At 73.3% G+C, this 19,642-nt stretch carries 14 protein-coding genes; 8 read left to right on the top strand and 6 right to left on the bottom strand.

Annotated elements, in window-relative coordinates; translation table 11 throughout:
* Positions 1 to 2 precede the first annotated feature (2 nt).
* From ABZT17_RS07740 to ABZT17_RS07710, 7 genes are all read left to right on the top strand, one after another.
* Positions 3 to 1,958: a YfjP family GTPase gene (locus tag ABZT17_RS07740; protein WP_356345008.1), complete on the top strand. Its 1,956-nt coding sequence runs from the start codon at positions 3 to 5 to the stop codon at positions 1,956 to 1,958.
* A 267-nt stretch (positions 1,959 to 2,225) separates the two neighbouring features.
* The gene (locus tag ABZT17_RS07735) at positions 2,226 to 2,693 is read left to right on the top strand and encodes a single-stranded DNA-binding protein (RefSeq protein ID WP_356345006.1); all 468 of its coding nucleotides are present in this window, start codon (positions 2,226 to 2,228) and stop codon (positions 2,691 to 2,693) included.
* Between the two features lie 321 nt (positions 2,694 to 3,014).
* Positions 3,015 to 4,442: a Cys-Gln thioester bond-forming surface protein gene (locus tag ABZT17_RS07730; RefSeq protein WP_356345003.1), complete on the top strand. Its 1,428-nt coding sequence runs from the start codon at positions 3,015 to 3,017 to the stop codon at positions 4,440 to 4,442.
* 103 nt (positions 4,443 to 4,545) lie between these two features.
* Positions 4,546 to 4,902, top strand: coding sequence for a hypothetical protein (locus ABZT17_RS07725; RefSeq protein ID WP_356345001.1), 357 nt, complete (start codon positions 4,546 to 4,548; stop codon positions 4,900 to 4,902).
* Positions 4,903 to 5,017: 115 nt separating this feature from the next.
* The gene (ettA, locus tag ABZT17_RS07720; protein WP_356344998.1) at positions 5,018 to 6,682 is read left to right on the top strand and encodes an energy-dependent translational throttle protein EttA; all 1,665 of its coding nucleotides are present in this window, start codon (positions 5,018 to 5,020) and stop codon (positions 6,680 to 6,682) included.
* A gap of 6 nt (positions 6,683 to 6,688) precedes the next feature.
* On the top strand, positions 6,689 to 7,099 hold the full coding sequence (locus tag ABZT17_RS07715; protein ID WP_356344996.1) for a thioesterase family protein: 411 nt from the start codon (positions 6,689 to 6,691) through the stop codon (positions 7,097 to 7,099).
* Positions 7,096 to 7,773 carry a hypothetical protein gene (locus ABZT17_RS07710; RefSeq protein WP_356344993.1) on the top strand — a complete coding sequence of 226 codons (678 nt, stop codon included), beginning with the start codon at positions 7,096 to 7,098 and terminating at the stop codon, positions 7,771 to 7,773. Before ABZT17_RS07715 ends, ABZT17_RS07710 begins: the two co-directional genes overlap by 4 nt.
* Positions 7,774 to 7,798: 25 nt before the next feature.
* Here the strand turns inward: ABZT17_RS07710 and ABZT17_RS07705 are convergent, their stop codons facing one another.
* From ABZT17_RS07705 to ABZT17_RS07690, 4 genes are all read right to left on the bottom strand, one after another.
* Positions 7,799 to 8,755, bottom strand: coding sequence for an ABC transporter ATP-binding protein (locus tag ABZT17_RS07705; protein ID WP_356344990.1), 957 nt, complete (start codon positions 8,753 to 8,755; stop codon positions 7,799 to 7,801).
* Positions 8,756 to 8,909: 154 nt separating this feature from the next.
* The gene (locus tag ABZT17_RS07700) at positions 8,910 to 11,618 is read right to left on the bottom strand and encodes an FtsX-like permease family protein (protein ID WP_356344987.1); all 2,709 of its coding nucleotides are present in this window, start codon (positions 11,616 to 11,618) and stop codon (positions 8,910 to 8,912) included.
* A gap of 1 nt (position 11,619) precedes the next feature.
* Positions 11,620 to 14,898: an ABC transporter permease gene (locus ABZT17_RS07695; RefSeq protein ID WP_356344985.1), complete on the bottom strand. Its 3,279-nt coding sequence runs from the start codon at positions 14,896 to 14,898 to the stop codon at positions 11,620 to 11,622.
* Between the two features lie 183 nt (positions 14,899 to 15,081).
* Positions 15,082 to 15,495, bottom strand: a complete 414-nt coding sequence (locus tag ABZT17_RS07690; RefSeq protein WP_356344983.1) for a globin — start codon at positions 15,493 to 15,495, stop codon at positions 15,082 to 15,084.
* Between the two features lie 52 nt (positions 15,496 to 15,547).
* Between ABZT17_RS07690 and ABZT17_RS07685 the strand changes: the two genes are divergently transcribed.
* A complete protein-coding gene (locus ABZT17_RS07685; RefSeq protein ID WP_356344980.1) occupies positions 15,548 to 16,531 on the top strand; it encodes a methyltransferase domain-containing protein in 984 nt (327 codons plus the stop codon).
* A 22-nt stretch (positions 16,532 to 16,553) separates the two neighbouring features.
* On the opposite strand, the gene ABZT17_RS07680 is transcribed toward ABZT17_RS07685, so the two are convergent.
* Entirely contained in the window at positions 16,554 to 18,107 is a 1,554-nt protein-coding gene (locus tag ABZT17_RS07680) for an FHA domain-containing protein (RefSeq protein ID WP_356344977.1), read from the bottom strand.
* 88 nt (positions 18,108 to 18,195) lie between these two features.
* Positions 18,196 to 19,572, bottom strand: a complete 1,377-nt coding sequence (locus tag ABZT17_RS07675; protein ID WP_356344974.1) for a VWA domain-containing protein — start codon at positions 19,570 to 19,572, stop codon at positions 18,196 to 18,198.
* Positions 19,573 to 19,642: the final 70 nt, after the last annotated feature.

Below are 19,642 nucleotides of genomic sequence, written 5' to 3'. Positions count from 1 at the left end.
CGGTGACCGCCGTCACTGACCAGGACCACACCGAGCACGCCGACCACGCGGGGGACACGGTGACCGAGACCGGGACCGGTACCGAGAACGAGCACGAGCACGGGAACGAGCACGGGAACGGCGGCGGCGAGAACCGTCTCCCCGAGGAGCGCGATCCGAAAGGCGGCCGTCCCGAGGAGGAGAAAGGCGACCGGCATGGCCGTACGGACTCGGATTCCACCGGCTCGATCGGCTCCATCGGCTCTACCGACTCCTCGGGACCCTGGGGCGACGGGCTCATCGCCCGGCGGGTTGCCGAAGGCGCCGGCGCCGAGCCTGTGGCCGCGGTGGAGATCCGGTCGCACAGCACCCAGCCCGCGGCCCCGCTCGCGTACGACGGGGCCCTGCGCTCACGCCTCGACGCGCTGCGGGAGCTGGTCGGGCTCTCCCGCACCCGGCTCGACAGCCGGACGCTCGCGGAGGCCGGACGGGTGCTGGACGAGGCGGCGGCGCGGCGCAGGCTCTCCGGGCAGCACACCGTGGTCGCCATCGCGGGCGCCACCGGAAGCGGCAAGTCGCAGCTGTTCAACACGCTCGCCGGGGTGCCCATCTCGGAGACGGGCGTACGACGGCCCACCACGGCCGCGCCCATCGCGTGCAGTTGGAGCGACGGGGCGGCGAGTCTCATCGAGCGGCTCGGCATCCCGCCCCGGCTGCGCCGACGCCCCCTCCAGAGCGCCGAGGCGGAGGCCCAGTTGCGCGGTCTCGTCCTGGTCGACCTGCCCGACCACGACTCGGCCGCCGTACAGCACCGCGAGCACGTGGACCGCATCCTGGCGCTCGTGGACGCGGTCATCTGGGTCGTCGACCCCGAGAAGTACGCCGACGCGATGCTGCACGAACGCTATCTGCGGCCGATGGCCGGACACGCGGAGGTCATGTTCGTCGTCCTCAACCAGACCGACCGGCTGCCCGGCGAGGCCACCGACCAGGTCCTCGACGATCTACGGCGACTGCTCGACGAGGACGGGATCGCGCTCGGCGAGTACGGCGAACCGGGCGCCACCGTGCTCGCGCTGTCCGCGCTCACCGGGGACGGCGTCGGGGAACTGCGGGAGGCGCTGGGCCAGTTCGTGGCCGAGCGCGGCGCCCCGGCGCGGCGGATCTCGGCCGACGTGGACGCCGCCGCGGTCGGGCTGTGGCCCGTGTACGCCACCCGCCGGCGGACCGGGCTGAGCGAGGAGGCGCGGGACGAGTTCGCCGCGCGGCTCGCGGACGCGGTCGGTGCCACGGCGGCCGGCGAGGCCGCCGAGCGCGCCTGGCTGCGCAACGCCAACCGCGCGTGCGGGACGCCGTGGCTACGGCTGTGGCGGTGGTACCAGGACCGGTACGAACCGGCCACCGGACGGCTGCCGTTGAGCGCCCAGGCCGACGAGGAGGCCACGGCGCGGCAGCGCGTCGAGCAGGCGGTGCGGACGCTGGCCGACCGTGCCTCGGCCGGACTGCCGGCGCCGTGGGCGCAGGCGGTGCGCGAGGCGGCCGTACGGGGATCGCAGGGGCTGCCCGAGGCGCTCGACGAGCTGGCGGCGCGCGCCGGACTGCCGCCGGGCCGGCCGCCGCGGCCCGGCTGGTGGCCGGCCGCCGTGCTGTCCCAGGCCGCCATGACCATCCTCCAAGTGGTGGGCGGACTGTGGCTGTTGGGCCAGATCGTCGGGTTCATGGCGCCGAACCTCGGTGTGCCTGTGCTGCTGATGGTGATCGGGATCGTCGGGGGCCCGCTGATCGAGTGGAGCTGCCGGATGGCGGCACGGGGACCCGCCCGGCGGTACGGCACCGACGCGGAACGTCGGCTCAGGGAAGCGGCGGCCGGGTGCGGACGGGCCCGGGTGCTGGACCCGGTGGCGGCAGAACTGCTGCGGTACCGGGAGGTCCGGGAGCAGTTCGGGCGGGTGGCGGGGGTGGGGGCGACGGCGCGGTGAGTGGGGGTGCGTCGAGCCGCGGTGCGGTGATCGCGGGCAGGTGAATCCGATCATGACGGTGGCTCACTCGTCCGGGTGACGGAGTTGTCCACAGGCTGTGGGTTGTCCACAGCGCTCAGCGGGCTCGGCCCGACGGAGGCAGTCTGGCGGCACGGCGATCGCGAAGGCGCGGTCGGCGTGGCGGCGGCGGTGCGCGAGGCGTGCGGCCGCGGCGGCGGACGCAGCCGTACGGGACGGGCCCGTAGGCGTGTGAGGGAGGGATACGCGATGAACGAGACGATCATCTGCGCCGTGGGCAATGTGGCGACCAGGCCGGTGTTCAGGGAACTGGTCTCGGGCCCGTCGGCCCGGTTCCGGCTCGCGGTGACGGCGCGCTACCTGGACCGGGAGAAGAACGTCTGGACCGACGGCCACACCAACTTCTTCACGGTGTGGGCCAACCGGCAGCTGGCCGCGAACGTGGCGGCCTCGCTCAACGTCGGCGATCCGGTGATGGTGCAGGGCAGGCTCAAGGTGCGCAGCGAGTCGCGCGAGGGGCAGAACTGGAGTTCGGCGGATCTCGACGCGATGGCCATCGGCCACGATCTGTCGCGCGGTACGTCGGCCTTCCGGCGGGCGGTCAGGACGGAACAGGCCGCCACGGCGGCGCAGCCCGAGCCCAACTGGGAGACGCCGCCAGGGATTTCGGACCCGGAGGCAGCCCAACGGGAGCCGGAGCCAGCGGCGGTGACGTGATGTCAGCTCCTGCCCGGATCTGGATCTGGAGCTGGAGCTGGAGCTGGAGTTGGAACTGAGCTGACCGGACTGCGGCTTATCGGCGAGCACATCCCGAACGACCTGGTGTATTTGTCGATAAGCCCTGCTCGGAGGGACTGTCGTGCGCCGTCCTGGCGATAACGATTGCGAGTCGGATCGGTCGTCAGATCATCCGACTTGTCAAGTGCGCCGCGCCGGATCCCTAGGATGCCGGGCATGGCTCCTGGGACTCCCGGGGCTGCCGATTCTGCTGGTGGGACCGTACCCCCACTTCAACGGGTCCTGCTCGAAGGGGAATGTGTGTTTGCTTCGTTCTCTGCGCTGTGTGCGCGCAGGCGAGGGACCGCGGTCCGGCTCGCCTCCGCGCTGGTGGTCTCCGGGCTCGTGGCGGCCGGCGCGCTGACCGGTGCCGGTACGGCCTTCGCCGGGGAGACGACACAGACCCAGGGCGGGGCGACCGCCACCATAGGCGGGCTCAAGACGTACGGCACCGCCGTGATCCATGACAGGACCGCCGGGGACCAGCAGGTCTCGGCGGGCCTGTTCGAGATGTCCGTCGACGGCGGCGGCACCCTGCAGACGTACTGCGTCGACCTGCACAACCCCACCCAGCGGGACGCCCGGTACCACGAGACGCCCTGGAGCGGGACCTCGCTGGGCGCCAACAAGGACGCCGGCAGGATCCGTTGGATCCTGGAGAACTCCTATCCGCAGGTCAACGATCTCGCGGCACTCGCCGCCAAGGCCGGTGTCCAGGGCGGACTGACCGAGCAGGACGCCGCGGCAGGCACCCAGGTGGCCATCTGGCGCTACTCGGACGGGGCGGACGTCGACGCCGTCGACCCGCAGGCGGAGAAGCTCGCGGACTACCTCTCGAAGAGCGCCGTCGACGTGGCGGAGCCCAGGGCCTCCCTGTCGCTCGACCGGCCCGCGGTCTCCGGCCACCCCGGTGAGCTGCTCGGTCCGGTGACCGTGCACACCAACGCGGCCGGCGTCACGCTGACCCCGCCGGCCGACGCGGCCACCACGGGTGTGCGGATCGTCGGCAAGGACGGCAAGCCCCTCACCACGGCGGCCGACGGCAGCCAGGTCTTCTTCGACGTGCCCGAGGACGCGGCGGCCGGCTCGGCCGAGCTGACCGTGCAGGCCTCGACCACCGTGCCGGTCGGCCGGGCCTTCGCCTCCGAGAGCCGCAGCCAGACCCAGATCCTGGCCGGCTCCAGCGAGTCCACGGTCTCGGCGACGGCGAGTGCGAGCTGGGCGGAGAAGGGGGCCATACCGGCCCTCTCGGCGGCGCGGAACTGCGCGAAGAGCGGTGTCGACATCACCGCGGCCAACCAGGGCGACGAGGCGTTCACCTTCTCCCTGATGGGCGCCGACTACGAGATCCCGGCGGGGGAGTCGCACACCGTGACGATCCCCTTGCAGGAGGACCAGCCCTACGACTTCACGATCACCGGCCCGAACGGGCTCGACCAGCGCTTCACCGGCATCCTCGACTGCAGGACGCAGGGCAGCGCGAGCGCCGGCGACGCGGTCCAGACCCTCAGTGAGCCGAGCCCGGCCACGGTGGGCGGCACGGCCGACGACACCAACCTCGCCGCGACGGGCGGCTCCAGCACGACCCCGCTGATCGCGGGCCTCGCCATCGGGTTCGTGGTGATCGGCGGGGCGGCACTGGTCGTGGTCCGCAAGAAGGAAGAGGCGCAGGCGCGGACGCGGGGCTGAGCAGGCGGGCGGTACCTGTTCCTCGGCAACTCAACAGCGAGTCACGGCAAGGGAATCGGGCGTACGGGGTGCGGGCCGGCCGGACCGGGGGCAGGATGCCGTCATGACCGATCCGACCGCACCCTCGGCACCCTGCACGTCCTCGGGCTCCCGTCTGTCCCTCTGGTCGCAGGACTCGGTCCTCTCGATCGGCTCGGTGGGCTCCGCCCTGTCCATCGGCTCCGTCGGCTCGGTCCTGTCCATCGGCTCCGTGGGCAGCACCCTCTCGGTCGGCTCCATCGGCTCCGCCCTGTCCCTGATCTCGGCGGGCTCCTGGCTGAGCACCGGCTCCGTGCTCTCCGCCCAGTCCCGCTGGTCGATCCTGAGCTGGCGCTCGACCCGCGCCTTCCGCTCGGCCGGCATCACGGCCGCGGCCGGCGCGGCAGCAGCCACCGCACTGCTGCTGACCCGACGCCGCTAGCGAAAACCCCAGGTCAGGAGCGCGCACTTATACGGGTTTCCGTCGCGGGGTGGACGTCGGGCAAGATGGGGTGTATCTGCCCACTGCCAGATTTCAAGCTGCCGGACGGTTTCTCTTGGCTGAGTACATCTACACCATGCGCAAGGCGCGCAAAGCGCACGGCGACAAGGTGATCCTCGACGATGTCACCCTGAACTTCCTTCCGGGAGCGAAGATCGGTGTCGTCGGGCCGAACGGCGCTGGTAAGTCGACCGTGCTGCAGATCATGGCGGGACTGCAGCAGCCGTCGAACGGCGATGCCTTCCTGTCGCCCGGTTACAGCGTCGGGATCCTGCTGCAGGAGCCCCCGCTGAACGAGGAGAAGACCGTCCTGGAGAACGTCCAGGAGGGTGTTTCCGGGATCAAGGGCAAGCTCGACCGGTTCAACGAGATCGCCGAGCTGATGGCCACCGACTACTCCGACGCGCTGCTCGACGAGATGGGCAAGCTGCAGGAGGACCTCGACCACGCCAACGCCTGGGACCTCGACGCGCAGCTGGAGCAGGCGATGGACGCGCTCGGGTGCCCGCCCGGCGACTGGGCCGTCACCAAGCTCTCCGGTGGTGAGAGGCGGCGTGTGGCGCTGTGCAAGCTGCTGCTCGAAGCTCCTGACCTGCTGCTGCTCGACGAGCCCACCAACCACCTCGACGCCGAGTCGGTGAACTGGCTGGAGCAGCACCTCGCCAAGTACGCGGGGACCGTCGTGGCCATCACCCACGACCGGTACTTCCTCGACAACGTCGCCGAGTGGATCCTCGAGCTCGACCGCGGGCGTGCCTACCCCTACGAGGGCAACTACTCCACCTACCTCGAGACCAAGCAGACCCGTCTCAAGGTCGAGGGGCAGAAGGACGCCAAGCGGGCGAAGAGGCTCAAGGAAGAGCTCGAGTGGGTCCGCTCCAACGCCAAGGGGCGGCAGGCCAAGTCCAAGGCCCGTCTCGCCCGCTACGAGGAGATGGCCGCCGAGGCCGAGAAGATGCGGAAGCTGGACTTCGAGGAGATCCAGATCCCGCCGGGCCCGCGGCTCGGCAGCATCGTCGTCGAGGTCAACAACCTCAACAAGGCCTTCGGCGAGAAGGTCCTCATCGAGGACCTCAGCTTCACGCTGCCGCGCAACGGCATCGTCGGTGTCATCGGCCCCAACGGCGCCGGCAAGACCACCCTCTTCAAGATGATCCAGGGGCTGGAGGAGCCGGACTCCGGCTCCATCAAGGTCGGCGAGACCGTCAAGATCTCGTACGTCGACCAGAGCCGCGAGAACATCGACCCGAAGAAGACCCTCTGGGCCGTCGTGAGTGACGAGCTCGACTACATCAATGTCGGACAGGTCGAGATGCCGAGCCGGGCCTACGTGTCCGCCTTCGGCTTCAAGGGTCCCGACCAGCAGAAGCCCGCCGGTGTCCTCTCCGGCGGTGAGCGCAACCGGCTCAACCTCGCGCTCACCCTCAAGCAGGGCGGCAACCTGCTGCTCCTCGACGAGCCGACCAACGACCTCGACGTGGAGACCCTCAGCAGCCTGGAGAACGCGCTGCTGGAGTTCCCCGGCTGCGCCGTGGTCGTCTCCCACGACCGCTGGTTCCTGGACCGTGTCGCCACCCACATCCTCGCCTACGAGGGTGACTCCAAGTGGTTCTGGTTCGAGGGCAACTTCGAGTCGTACGAGAAGAACAAGATCGAGCGGCTCGGCCCGGACGCCGCGCGTCCGCACCGCGCCACCTACAAGAAGCTGACCCGGGGCTGATCGATCTTGCGTCACATCTACCGCTGCCCCCTCCGCTGGTCGGACATGGACGCGTACGGCCACGTCAACAACGCGGTGTTCGTCCGCTACCTGGAGGAGGCCCGTATCGACTTCCTCTTCCGCCCGGAGAAGGACTTCCAGCAGGGGTCGGTGGTGGCACGGCACGAGATCGACTACAAGCGGCAGCTCGTCCACCGGCACCACCCGGTGGACATCGAGCTGTGGATCACGCGGATACGGGCCGCGTCCTTCACCATCACCTGTGAGGTGAAGGACTCCGACCAGGTCTATGTACGGGCCTCGACGGTCGTCGTGCCGTTCGACTTCGAGGCACAGCGCCCGCGCCGGATCACCCAGGAGGAACGCGAGTTCCTCCAGGGCTACATGGACGACGAGGAGGAGGCCGTCGCGGCATGACGGTCCTCCACCTCGCCGACGAGGGGGAGGCGGCGGACCTCGCGGCCTTCCTCTCCCGGCTGCTCCACTACGACCGCTCGGCGGCGGTCCGGCTGCAGGCGGCCGGTACCGCGCTCGCCGTCTTCGGGCGGCCGCCGTCCTTCGAGGTGCTGGCGATCCGGGCGGCACGACTCGCCAAGCCCTACGAGGACGGGCTGGACGTCACCCTCGATGTGACCGTGTCCGCGGGGGAGTTGCTGGAGTCCGTCGACGAGTCGGCCGCCACCGCCGCCGTGCCGGGGGCGGTGACCGGGCCGCCGTGGGCCGGGGTGCTGCCGCCGCGGGGTGGCTGGCAGGCGGTGCCGGGGCTGCCCGCGCCGGACGAGCTGCGGGCGACCGTGGGTGCGGCGGTCGCCGAATTCCGGGCGCGTACAGGGGACTTGGCGCCCGAACGACGTACCAGAGCCGAACTCGACGCGATCGGGCGGGAGATCTGGTCCCGGACGGTCGCCGATACCCGCCTCCCGGTGCGCGCGCTGCACGCGGCGCAGTCGCTCGGGTTCCTGCGGGGCGGTGAGGGCGCCGGGGAGCCGACGCTGTTCTCGTCGGGCGCGTGGCTGCGGCTGCGTACCGCCTACGGGTCGATCGCCGTACGGCGGGCCGGGCTCGGGGCGTTGGACGTCAGCGTGCGCTGACCGGCCGCGCCACCCGTCACCGGTCTCACCCCTCCTCGCTGTCGTCCGGCCATACCGCGATGTGGTCGCGCTCCAGTTCCAGGGCCACGCGGTCGCGCATGCCCAGGGCCTCGGTGTACTCGGCGGGGAGCTGGAGGCGGCCGGCGCGGTCGAGCATGGCGTACTCGCGGGCGACCACCGTCTCGTGGCCGGTCGTCGCGTCGACCTCGCTGCGGCGCAGGACCTCGGTGGAGGTACGGCCGTCACGGATGGCGACCGTGCGGCGGACCTGGTCCGCCACCGCCTGGTCATGGGTGACGATCACGATGGTCGTGCCGAGGCGCTCGTTGGCGGTGCGGAAGGCGGCGAAGACCTGTTCCGCGGTGTGGGAGTCGAGTTCGCCGGTGGGTTCGTCGGCGAGCAGGACCGCGGGGTCGTTGGCGAGGGCCACGGCGACGGCCACCCGTTGTTGCTGGCCGCCGGAGAGCTGGTGCGGGCGGCGGTCCCGGCAGTCGGGGATGTCCAGCAACTCCAGCAGTTCCAGGGCGCGTTCGGCCTGCCGACGGCGCTTCCCCGGGCCGGCGAGCTGCATCGGCAGGGCGATGTTCTGGGCCGCGGTGAGGTAGGGGAGCAGGTTGCGGGAGGTCTGCTGCCAGACGAAGCCTACGGTGGTGCGCCGGTAGGCCAGACGGTCCTTCGCGGTCATCGTGAGCAGGTCGTGGCCGGCCACCCGGGCTCTGCCCGCGGTGGGGGTGTCGAGCCCGGCGAGGATGTTCATGAGAGTGGACTTGCCGCTGCCGGAAGCGCCGACCAGGGCCATGAGTTCGCCCTCGCGGACGAGGAGGTCGAGGCCCTGAAGGGCCTGGACCTCGATGCCGTCCGTGGTGAAGATCCGGACCAGGCGGTCGCAGGTGATGAGGGCGTCGTGGCCGTAGACGGGGCGGTCGCGGCCGGCCGCGGCGCGGTTCGCCAGGTCGGCGAGGGTGGGCTCGGTCGTGGTCATCGGGATCTCCTGGTCATCGGGATCTCCTGGGCGTCCGATCGTCGACGGCAACCCCGGGGCGGTGCCTGGGGCCGGTGCCCGGGTCGGTTGTCCGCCGGTCCGCGCCCGTCATCGAGCGTCACCCATCCGCACCTCCGCCACCGCCCCGCGCCCGTCATCGAGTGTCACCCACCCTCAACTCCGCCACCGCCCCGCGCCGTCCCGTCCACCAGGCCTGAACCCCCGCGACTCCCACCGTCACCAGCACGAGCGCCGTGGCCGGTATCAGCAGTGACATCACATCGGTGTGCAACTCGGCTTCGCCCGCCGGGGGCTGGGCCGAGGCCAGCGCGATCGTCGTCAGGTCCACGCCCGGGGAGAGCAGACGGATCGTCGCCCAGCCCGTCAACGCGCCCCCGGCGGCCGCCAGTACGGCCTGGGGCAGGGACTCCAGGACCAGGAGGCGGCGGCCCTGGGCGCGGGTCAGGCCCATGGTGCGCAGGCGCGCGAGCAGGGCCGCCCGTTCGGGGGCGGCGCGCAGGAGGGAGAGCAGGAGGGCCAGGACGGCGTAGCCCGCGCCGGCGGCCACACCGGCGGCGTAGACGCGTTCCGCGCCGGACTGGAGGGGGGAGTCGACGAACCGGGCCCGTTCCTCGGAGCGCAGATGGACGCCCGCGGAGCCGCCCACCGCCCGGCGCAGGGCGGAGCCGTCCAGATGGGCGCCGGTCAGCAGCAGTACGGTCGGACGGGCCACCCTCGCGTCCAGACCGGCGCGGTCCACCACCAGGAAGTCCTCGGCCGTGACGGCCGGCGTGCCGTCCCGGACGGCGGCGATACGGACGGGGACCGTACTGCCGTCCTCCAGACGCACCGGCAGGGTCCGGCCGCCGAATCTCGACGCGACCGCGGGCGAGGCCACGGCGGGAAGCGCCCCGTCGGCCGACCGGCGCCTCAACTCCCCGGCGGCGAAGGGGCCCAGGCCCGTCTGCCGCGCCAACTCCGCGTACTCCCCGGGGTCCACGCCCACCAGTCGCACCGACTGGGTCTCGTCGTTGGGCCGGGCCTGGTAGGTGATGCTCAGCGCGGCCAGTGTCCGTACACCCGCCATCCGGCGGACTCGGTCCGCCAGGCCCGAAGGCAGCGGGCCCGGCGACTCGACGCGGGCGTCGGCGCCGACCAGGAGGAGCGCCGCGTGGTCGCGGGCCTGGGCCACACCCGCCAGCACCGAGCCGCCGAAGGCCGCCGTGGTCAGCGCGGTCAGCAGCGCCAGCAGGGGCAGTACCGCGGAGGCGGACGTACGGCCCGCGCGGGCCAGCGACAGATGGCCCACCGCGCCGCGCAGCCGGGCCGCGGGGCGGGCCAGGCCCCGGAGCGGAAGCGGGTAGAGGCGGACCAGCAGCAGGGCCGCGGCCACCCCCACCAACACCGGTGCCAGGGAGGTCAGCCGGTCGCCCGAGGCGCCTCTTCTGCGGAGTGTCTCCACGGCCGCCAGGGCCACCACGACGAGGGTGAGCTCCGCGACCGTACGGCGCCTGGACGGCCGTGCGGAGGCGACGTCCGCGCGGGCGCCGTGGACGCGCACGACCCGGTGGACGGCCGCCGCGCGCAGGGGCAGGGCCGCGCAGGCGGCGAGGGTGACCGCGGTGGCCGCCGCCGTCGCGTACAGGGCACGGCTGCCGGGGAGCGCGAGCAGCGCCGCGGTCAGGCCGAGGGCGCCCGCGGGCAGCGCGATCACCGCGGTCTCCGCGAACAGGCGGCCCGTCAGCCCTCGTAGGGAGGCCCCTCGGGCGCGCAGCAGGGTGAGTTCGGAGCGGCGGCGGTCCGCGGCGAGGCCGCCGGCCATGAGCAGGACCACGGCGGCGACCGTGCCGGTGCCGAAGGCGGCGACGGCGAGCAGCGGGCGGACGCCGGCGCGCAGACCCGCGTAGGCGGTGAGCACGTCGTCGAGGCCGGTGCTCACATCCGTCGAGGGGTCGGTGACCGAGCGCATCTCCTGCATGGCCGGCCCGCCCTCCAGAGAGGCGACGGCGGACCTCAGACGGTCCAGGTCGTAGGAGTGCAGCTGCGTGGTGGCCGGGGCCAGCTGCCAGTACCGCACGGGGTCCGCGGGCGTGCCGAGCAGTGCGGGGGCGGCCTCGGGGGCGATCAGCAGCGCGCCGAGCCAGTACTTGTCGCGTTCGGTGTTCGGGACCGTGATCAGGCTGGGTGTGCGCAGCAGGGGGTGACCGGACCAGTAGGCGCCCTCCGGGGCACGCGGGGCGACGATGCCGGTGATCCGGACGACGAGCGGGGCGCGGCCCGCACCCGGGAAGTGGATCACCGAACCGACCTCGATGCGCAGGCTCCTGGCCGTCTCCACACTCACCGCGGCCTCCACGGAGGGCGTCGTCGCGGTGACCAGGCCGTCGGCCCGGGGCAGCCGGCCGGACCTGACCGTCGCGTGTTCCCCCAGTCCCTGCTGGGCCGCGATCTCGATCTTCGCCGGGATACCGCTCGGCCTGGGCAGCCAGGGATCCGGCACCGGCTGCCCGTCGGCGGTGCGCACCCCGTACGTCGACTGGCCGCGGTCGACGGCGAGCGGGCGCGGGACGGCGGGCAGGAGCCCCGCGTACCGTTGGGCGAGCGGGCCGGGGCGCAGCGCGTTCTCCAGCATCCGCTGGGACAGCAGCGGGTCGGACTGCCCGGCGTACACGCTCACACCGGTCGAGTCGGGCCGCGCCCGCTCGACGGCGCGGCGCAGCCCCGCGTCCTCGTAGCGGTCCACCGCTCGTGGGAACGCCGCCGCCAGACACGCGGTGAGCGCCACCAGCAGGGCCAGCGCGCACGCCGCGGCCGGGGCGGTCCGCAGCCGCGTACGGACCCAGGGCGCCGGCACCCGGCCCACCTCACTCACCCCCCTGTTCGCGCAACGACACCGCCGGCTCCGCCCGCCGCAGCGCCAACCCCGTGATCACCAGCAGCGGCGCGAGGGCGACCGCCGTCAGCAGTACGGCGACCCGCGGCACCGGCAGTTCGACCAGCACCCGCGGCACGGGCCGGGTCGCCTGTGCCGTCAGCACGATCAGCGGGACCACCGCCCGCGTCAGCACCGTCCCCAGCGCCGCCCCCACCACCAGGGCCAACGCCACCAGCACACCCTGCTCGACGGCGATCATGCGGGCCAGACGGCGGCGCGGAGCACCCAGCGCGCGCAGCACCGCCAGTTCGGCGCGCCGCTCGCCGAGGGAACCGGCGGCGCTCACCGCGAAGCCGACGGCGGCCAGCGCCGCCGCCACCGCGGCCGCCGCGGCGAACGCCGCCTCCGGGCCCGCCCCGAACGGGTCGTCCCGCAGCCGCAGGGCCGTCTCGTCCCGCACCACGACCTGCGTGGGGTCCAGATCGGGCAGGGCGCGCAGCGCTCGGGCGACCCGGGCCGTGTCGCCCGGCGCGGTCCGCAGCCACCACTCGGTGGGCGGGACGCTCACACCGTACCGGGCCCCCAGCACCCGGTTCACCGACCGCAGATCGACCACCAGGGCGCCCCCGTTCGCGTCCCCCGTCGTCGGCACCTCCCGTACCGCGCGGACGATCCGCACCGGCACGGTCTGCCCGCCGATCGGCACGTCCACGCGCTGCCCGGTGCGCGCACCGGCCGAGTCGAGATAGCGGTCGGTGGCGACGGCCGTGATCTCGGGCGGCATGGCCTGCGGAACCCGCAACCGCACCGTCAGCGTCGAGACGGTCCAGAAGTCCCCGTCCGGTTTGAACCCCGTGCCGTACTCGACGGTCGGCGACCCCGACCCGCTCGTCCTCGGGCTGGTCGGGTGGCTGCGCTGGTCCGGCGACGACACCTGCCCGTCGAGATGCGAGGCCGCCTTCCAGCCGGTGGGCCACGGCAGCCGCCGTACGGTTCCGTCGGTACCCACGGCCGTCAACTCACGGAGTGTGAGCCGGTGTTGTTCCGGCCGTAGGGCCGGCTGGGCCATCACCAGCTGCAGGCTCGTGAGGGTCAGCGGACCGGGGGAGACGGCCATGTCGAGCGTGTGCGTCCGCCCGTCGGCGGGGAGTTGACCCGCTCGCACCTCGTACGGCGTCCCGTAGGCGTCCTCCAGCGTGGCCGTGACGTCCGTGGTGATCCCGGGCCCGGTGGAGCTGCGCAGGGCGGCCGTCAGCCTCAACCGGGCGGTGCGGGCGGGCACTTGGGTCCCGGCCGTCCGGTCCTTCGGGCTCAGCGACGCCAGCAGCGGCCGTACCGGCTCCGACGCCAGGTCCCGGCGCATCAGCACCATGTCCGCGGCACGCGCGGTGTCGAGGGCCAGCAGCGTCGCCATACGGTCGCCGGACAGCGCCAGATCGGTGCGGACCGCGGGCGCGACCTCCCGCACATGGGCCATGCCGGCGTATGCCTCCGTGCGCCCGAGGCCGCCGTCGCCCGCGCCCAGGATCCGCAGCGGCGCTCCGGCACCGAAGTCCGCCTGGTCGTCCTGCGAGCGGTGCCAGGAGGCGCCCTGTCCGATGGCCAGCATGCCGAGCGCGACGGCGAGGACCAGCAGCAGCACCGGGGCCGCCCCGCGCATCGGGCGGCGGCTGAGCTGCCAGCCCGCCAGCGCCGACGTCAGCCCGCGCCCGCCGGCCGCCCGCCGCTCGGCCAGCCGTGCCACCAGGGGCAGCAGCCGCAGGGTCAGCACCGTCCCGGCGAGCAGGGCCAGCGCGGGGGCCGCGACCAGGAGCGGGTCGATGCCCAGCGTGCCGGAGGCGTCGCCGGTGACGGCTCCGGAGGTCTGCCGGTCGAGCTGCCAGTACGCGACCCCGGCCACCGCCAGCAGGCCCAGGTCGGCGCCCGCGCGGACCGGAGCGGGCAGCGCCCGGGCCCTGCCCGGGCGGAATCCCTGGACGGTGAGCGCCGGCACCGTCACCGCCAGCGCGCAGCCCAGCGCCACGCCCCCCGCCACCAGCCACACCCCGAGCCGCCCGGCGGCGGGCACGTCCAGGCGCAGTCCGATCCGGGCCAGCGCCCCCTGTCCGGCCAGCAGCCGGGTGAGCGGTCCCGACAGCAGCGGTGCGCCCACCACCGCGGGCAGCGCCAGGAGCAGCGCCTCCAGGGCCGCGAGGGCCGTGATCCGGGCGCGGGAGGCGCCGCGGGCGCGCAGCACCCGGGTCTCGCCCGCGCGTTCGGTGCTCAGCAGCCGGGCCACCAGCAGCAGAGCGCAGCCCGCGAGCAGAGCGAGCTGGAGGGCGACGATCAGCAGGGTGGAGCGGGAGACGAGGAGGGAGCGTTCGACGGCGTCCAGGACGTCGGGCAGATCGGTGCCGGCGGCGGTGCTGCCGCTGAGCACGGGCTGCTTGCGCAGGGCCGCGCCGCCCGCCCGGGCCGAGGCGCGCAGCTCGCCGATCCGGGCCGTCGTCAGCGCCGAGAAGTCCGCCGACGCCAGCCAGGCGGACTGCCCGGCGCTCACCCGGCCGTCGGCCAGGACACCGGGGGCGGCCAGCAGAGGGCCGTACGTCGTGAAGTCGAGGGTCTTGACGCCCCGGCCGCCGAGGTCGTCCAGCTGCCAGTAGGGCGCGTCGGCGGCCCGTGGGCGGTAGAGGCCGGTCACCGTGACGCGCAGCGTCGGCCCGCCGAGCCGGTCGGCGAGCGTGAGCCGGTCGCCGGGTCCCAGACCGAGAGGACGCGCGGCGCTCTGCGGAAGCGCCACCTCGACGACCGCGCCCTTCCGGGGCGTCCCGCCCCGGACCGCGGCGCCCTCCCGGGGCATCCTGCCTTCAGTGATCCGTACCTGGGTGGGATCCAGCGCCGCCACATACGTCAGGTCCGGGTCCCCGGAGCGCTCGGCCGGCGGCTGAAGGGAGCGTGGCAGGGCGTACGGGCCCGACCGGATCAGCGTGCGCACGGTCACCGGCAGCCCGTCGAAGGCACGTCTCGCCTCCCGTCGTACGACGGTGTCGGCGGCCGTGCGCCGCGCGGCGGGGACCTCCGCCTTGACGATCAGGGCGCTGTCGGCCGCGTTGTGCGGGTCCTTCAGCGAGTGGCGCAGGGCCGCGTCGCCGATCGCGGCCGAGTAGGCGGTGAGCGTGGCCAGGACCGCCGTCGTCAGCAGCACGGTCAGCAGGGCCGCGGCGAGCAGCAGGCGGTGCGCGCGGGCGCGCAGGAGGACGAACCTCACGACCGCGCCGAACCCCGTCACCCCGACCCCCCGTGGCCGTCCGGAAGTTGTCCAGACCTCCCGGCGATGCTGTCAGAGGGGAGCGGTCGCTGGTAAGCGCTTGTGAATCGAGCTTGACCGGATTGTGACCGGATTCCGGCGTTCCGCGACCGGAATCCGCACCCCACCCCGGGCGGTCGACGCCCGTGTCAGTCAATTCCCCTGTCAGTCAGGGGTGTTGATCATCGAGGCCGCAGCGTACGTCAGATAGCGCCACAGCTCCGCCTCGTGCTCCTCGGACAGACCGAGCTCGTCCACGGCGACGCGCATGTGCTTCAGCCAGGCGTCGTGCGCCTCGCGGTTCACGGTGAAGGGGACGTGGCGCATGCGCAGCCGCGGGTGGCCGCGGTTGTCGCTGTACGTCGTCGGGCCGCCCCAGTACTGCATCAGGAACAGCGTGAGCCGCTCCTCGGCCGGACCGAGGTCCTCCTCGGGATACATGGGCCGCAGGACGGGGTCGTCCGCCACACCCTCGTAGAAGCGGTGCACGAGGCGGCGGAAGGTCTCCTCCCCGCCGACCTGCTCGTAGAAGGTCTGCGTCTGAAGCGTGCCGCGCCGGATCTCTTTCACGGTGTCCATGCTCTCAGACACGGGAACGAGGACTTGAGGCTTAGGACCTACTGTGGACGGTATGGGCGCGGACGCTCTCGACAAGGAGTTGGACGACCTCGCCGTCTCGGCGCGGGCGGCGCTGGTGCGGGAGATCGACGCGAGCGGGGCCTGGCGGACGGACCCCGTGTGGCGCGAGGCGTTCGAGGCGGTGCCACGGCATCTGTTCGTGCCGTACTACTACGTCGGCGTCCGGGGCGGCTACGAGCGGCGCTGGGGCGAGAGCCCGGACCCGCGGACCCGTGAGCAGTGGCTGCGCGGCGCGTACGCCGACGCCCCGCTGGCGACCCGGCTGCGCGACGGCGACCTGGTCTCCTCCAGCAGCCAGCCCTCGCTGATGGCGAAGATGCTGGCCGAGTTGCGGGTGCGGGACGGCGACCGGGTCCTGGAGGTCGGCACCGGCACCGGCTACAACGCGGCCCTGCTGGCCCACCGCCTCGGCGACGACCTGGTGACGACGGTCGACCTCTACCCGGAGATCACCGAGACGGCCCGCCGGCACCTGGCCGCCGCCGGCCATCACCCGGCCGTCGTCACGGGCGACGGCGCCCGCGGAGTCCCCGCGCGCGCCCCCTACGACCGCACCATCGCGACCTGTGCCCTCACCTCGGTCCCCCGGGCCTGGCTCGCCCAGTCCACCCCAGGGGCCCGCGTCCTGACCCCGTTCGCCACCGGCCTGCTCGCCCTGACCGTCCGGGACCGGGAGTACGCCGAGGGCCGCTTCCTGCACACCCCGGCGTACTTCGTGCCGCTACGCGGAGACGGCCGCCCCGAGCCGGAACCGGCGCATCTGGGCGGGATCCCGCGGCACGCGAGGGACCACGAGCTGTTCCGCTTCCTCCTCGCGCTCACACACGGCGTCCTGGACCCGCAGGAGGCCTACGCCCTGTGGGAACGCGAACAGCGGCCACAGCGCGAGCGCTACGGCATCACGGTCGGCGGTGAGCACGAGTGGGCGTGGCTGGACGATCCGGAGGGGCCCTATGTGTGGCCCCTCCGGACCTGACCGTTCTCCTCGGCCGCGGATCTCAGCCGCGGTGGATCGTGATCGTCGTCCAGGCGCCGACGTGCACGCGGTCCCCGTCCTGCAGCGGTACCGGCACGAACGGCTGGATCGGCTCCTCCGACCCGTTCACCGTCGTCCCGTTCGTCGAGTTCTGGTCGACGACCGCCCAGGTGCCGTCGGGCTGCTGCACCAGCACCGCGTGCTGATGCGAGACGCCCGGGTCCTCCGGCGGTACCGACAGATCGATGTCCGGGGTGTCACCGGTCGAGTGGCGGCGCCGCCCGATGGTGATCTGGTTGCCGGAGAGCGTGCGCTGCTGCTCGGGGGAGTACGCCGGCAGGTTCAGCCCCGCGGCCTCCGGGCCCGAGCGCTGCATCATCGCCATGAAGTACTCACGGTCCGGGCCGATGGTCGCCGTCCAGGTCGCCGGACCGGCGGGCGCGGGCCGGAAGCCCTGGCCGGGCGGCGGGGGCGGCGCCTGGGTGGCACCGGGCTGCGGGTAGCCGTAGCCACCGGGGGCTCCGGAGCCGCCGGGCGCGCCGGGGCCGGACGACGGCGGGGAGATCACCCAGTCGTCGTCACCGCCGCCGAAGGACGGGCCGCCCTGCGGGGGACGCCGGGTCTCCTGCGGGAAGGCCGGCGGGCCGGACGGGCCGGGCTGCTGGAACGCCTGCGGGATACCGGGGCCGCCAGGACCGCCTGGACCGCCCGAGGGACCGCCGGGGCCGCCGGTGGTCGGCGTCGGGCCGGGCGGGGGCGGGACCGGACGGGACGGGTCGGCGCCGAAGCCGGACGGGGCGCCGCCGGGGCCGCCGGGACGCTGGTCGTTGCCGTAGCCGCCGGGGCGGGGGTCGTTCCCGAAGCCGGGGGGACCGCCCGCGCGCTGGTCGTTGCCGAAGTTGGGCGGGCCACCGGGGCGGGACTCGTTGCCGAAGTTGGGCGGGCCGCCGGCGCGGGAGTCGCCGCCGAACTCGGGCGGGCCGCCGGGGCGGGACTCGTTGCCGTAGTTCGGGGGTCCGCCGGCGCGGGAGTCGTTGCCGAAGTTGGGCGGGCCGCCCGCGCGCTGGTCGTTGCCGTAGCCGCCGGGGCGCGGGTCGTTGCCGAAGGGCGTGGGGCCCGAGGGCTCGCTGCCGAACGGCGGGATCGGTTCGGCGGGGCGGTTCACCTGGGACGGGCGGGAGCCCTGGTAGTCGAAGGAGTCACCGCCGCCGTACGACGGGCCGGGCGGCTGCTGCTGGTAGCGCGCGTTCGGGCCGGGGGCCGACGGGCGCGGGGCGGCCGGGGTGTACGAGGTCGCCGTGTTGGTGAGGAAGTTCCACCGGCACTCCTCGCAGAAGGGCGCACCGCCCTCGCGGGGCGTGCGGCACTGCGGGCAGAGCTCCGGCTCGGGGTCCGGCACCGCGGACAGGTGCGGCGGACGGCCGCCGGGCTGGGTGCCCTGCGGGGGCGGGAAGCCGTAGCCACCGCCCGGCGGGGGCGGCGGGGGTGGCGGAGGCACGGCACCGGCCATGCGGTGACCGCAGACCTCGCACCAGTCGTCGGAACCCGACTGGTGTCCGTTCGGGCAGGTCGGCATGTCGGCGCGTCCCCCTCTCCTTCAGGGTCCTACTTGGTCGTAGGTGGTCGTACACGGTCGTGGATGGTCGTACTCGGCGGCTACTACGTCACTTCTTTACACGAACAGTCTTTGTCGACCGTGTCTCGAGAGTCATCTCGTCGGCCTCCGCGACCTTCGCCTTCAGTCGCACAGTACCTGTCGCGGCGTCGACCACGTCCACCACCTTCGCAAGCAGTTTCGCAGTATCCGCGTTTCCGGAGGCGCTGGCGAGCTGAACGGCCCGGCCCAGTTTGGCGGTTGCCCCGTCCATATCGCCCGCTTTGCGAAGGTCGAGACCTTGCTGGATGGCCTGTGCCAGTTCGGCCTGCCCGGTGTAGTGGGCGACCTGGGGGTTGATGGACGTGGAGGCGACCATGTCGTCCGTCCACACGGCCCTCACCAGCCCTTGTGCGCCGAGGTTCGCGGCGCTTCCTCCCCCACTGCCGAAAGCGTGGGAGGTGCCCCCAGGCTGCGGGACCACCAGTGAGACGCGGGCGGCGAGCATCTCCTGGCCGATTCCGGCGACCGGGACCTCGACACAGACGTGGTAGTCACGGGATTCGTCGCCCCAGGAGCCGGTGGGGTAGTCCCCGGCGCGGGGACCCGCCTCGGTGCGGCGGCCGGTCAACTCCTCGACGGTGGGCGCGACCTGCTTGACGAACTTGATGGTCGTGCCCACCGGGGTCCACACCCGCAGGGCCACGTCGGCGACCTCCTTGCCCATCGCCGTCTCCATCATCTGCGTGAAGTCGGCGGCGAGGCCGGCCGGATCGGCGACGATGTCGGCGGTGCCGAGCAGTGCGGAGGCGATCCCTGTGACTTCTTTCACTTCCCAGTCGGTGCCCACGCCCCGCGCGTCACAGGTGAAACGCCCGGCACAGGAGTCCAGGGCAGCCCTCAGATCCTCGGGCGACTCGTGCTCGTTGCGGCCGTCGGTGAGCAGGATGCCGTGGCGGATGCCGACGTCCGCGGAGGAGAGCAGCCGGTCGGCCAGGCGCAGCCAGGTGCCGATGGCCGTACCGCCGCCCGCGCTCAGCTTGCGCAGGGCCTGCTTGGCCTGGTTCCGGGTGGTGGCGTCGGCGACCGCGAGGCGCCCGCCCCCGGGGTAGACCTCCTTGGCCACATGGGTGCCGCCGATCACCGCGAAGTGCACCCCGTCGCGCAGGGTGTCGATCGCGGCGGCGGTGGCGTCGCGGGCGTTGCGCATCTTGGTCGGCGGATAGTCCATCGAGCCGGAGCAGTCGACCATGAGCGCCACCGCCGCGGACGGCCCCTGCCCCCGGCCGTAGAGATGGGGCGCCGTGACGGCGCTGCCGATGGTGCCGCCGCCGGTGGCGGTCACCGTGACGATCGCGTTGACCTCACGGCCGCCTTCCGGCAGGTACTCGTTCTGGTACACGTCCATCGAGAACTGCGGCACGTTGGATTTCGAGAAATTGGCCATGCCTGATCGAATCCCCCTCGCGGACCCCACACCGGTGGGGCGATGACTGAAACCGGACCGGTCCCCTCCG

It is taken from the genome of Streptomyces sp. NPDC005648 (assembly GCF_040605395.1).
Classification (GTDB): Bacteria; Actinomycetota; Actinomycetes; order Streptomycetales; family Streptomycetaceae; genus Streptomyces.
The sequence above is the reverse complement of the archived record's forward strand: the minus strand, read 5'-3'. Positions and strand labels throughout refer to the sequence as shown.

Excerpts from the sequence above, each read along its gene's own strand:
- ABZT17_RS07710 (WP_356344993.1), top strand. The coding sequence starts at position 7,096 with ATGACGGTCCTCCACCTCGCCGACGAGGGGGAGGCGGCGGACCTCGCG.
- ABZT17_RS07680 (WP_356344977.1), bottom strand. The coding sequence starts at position 18,107 with ATGCCGACCTGCCCGAACGGACACCAGTCGGGTTCCGACGACTGGTGC.
- ABZT17_RS07705 (WP_356344990.1), bottom strand. The coding sequence starts at position 8,755 with ATGACCACGACCGAGCCCACCCTCGCCGACCTGGCGAACCGCGCCGCG.
- ABZT17_RS07690 (WP_356344983.1), bottom strand. The coding sequence starts at position 15,495 with ATGGACACCGTGAAAGAGATCCGGCGCGGCACGCTTCAGACGCAGACC.
- ABZT17_RS07725 (WP_356345001.1), top strand. The coding sequence starts at position 4,546 with ATGACCGATCCGACCGCACCCTCGGCACCCTGCACGTCCTCGGGCTCC.
- ABZT17_RS07735 (WP_356345006.1), top strand. The coding sequence starts at position 2,226 with ATGAACGAGACGATCATCTGCGCCGTGGGCAATGTGGCGACCAGGCCG.
- ABZT17_RS07685 (WP_356344980.1), top strand. The coding sequence starts at position 15,548 with ATGGGCGCGGACGCTCTCGACAAGGAGTTGGACGACCTCGCCGTCTCG.
- ABZT17_RS07675 (WP_356344974.1), bottom strand. The coding sequence starts at position 19,572 with ATGGCCAATTTCTCGAAATCCAACGTGCCGCAGTTCTCGATGGACGTG.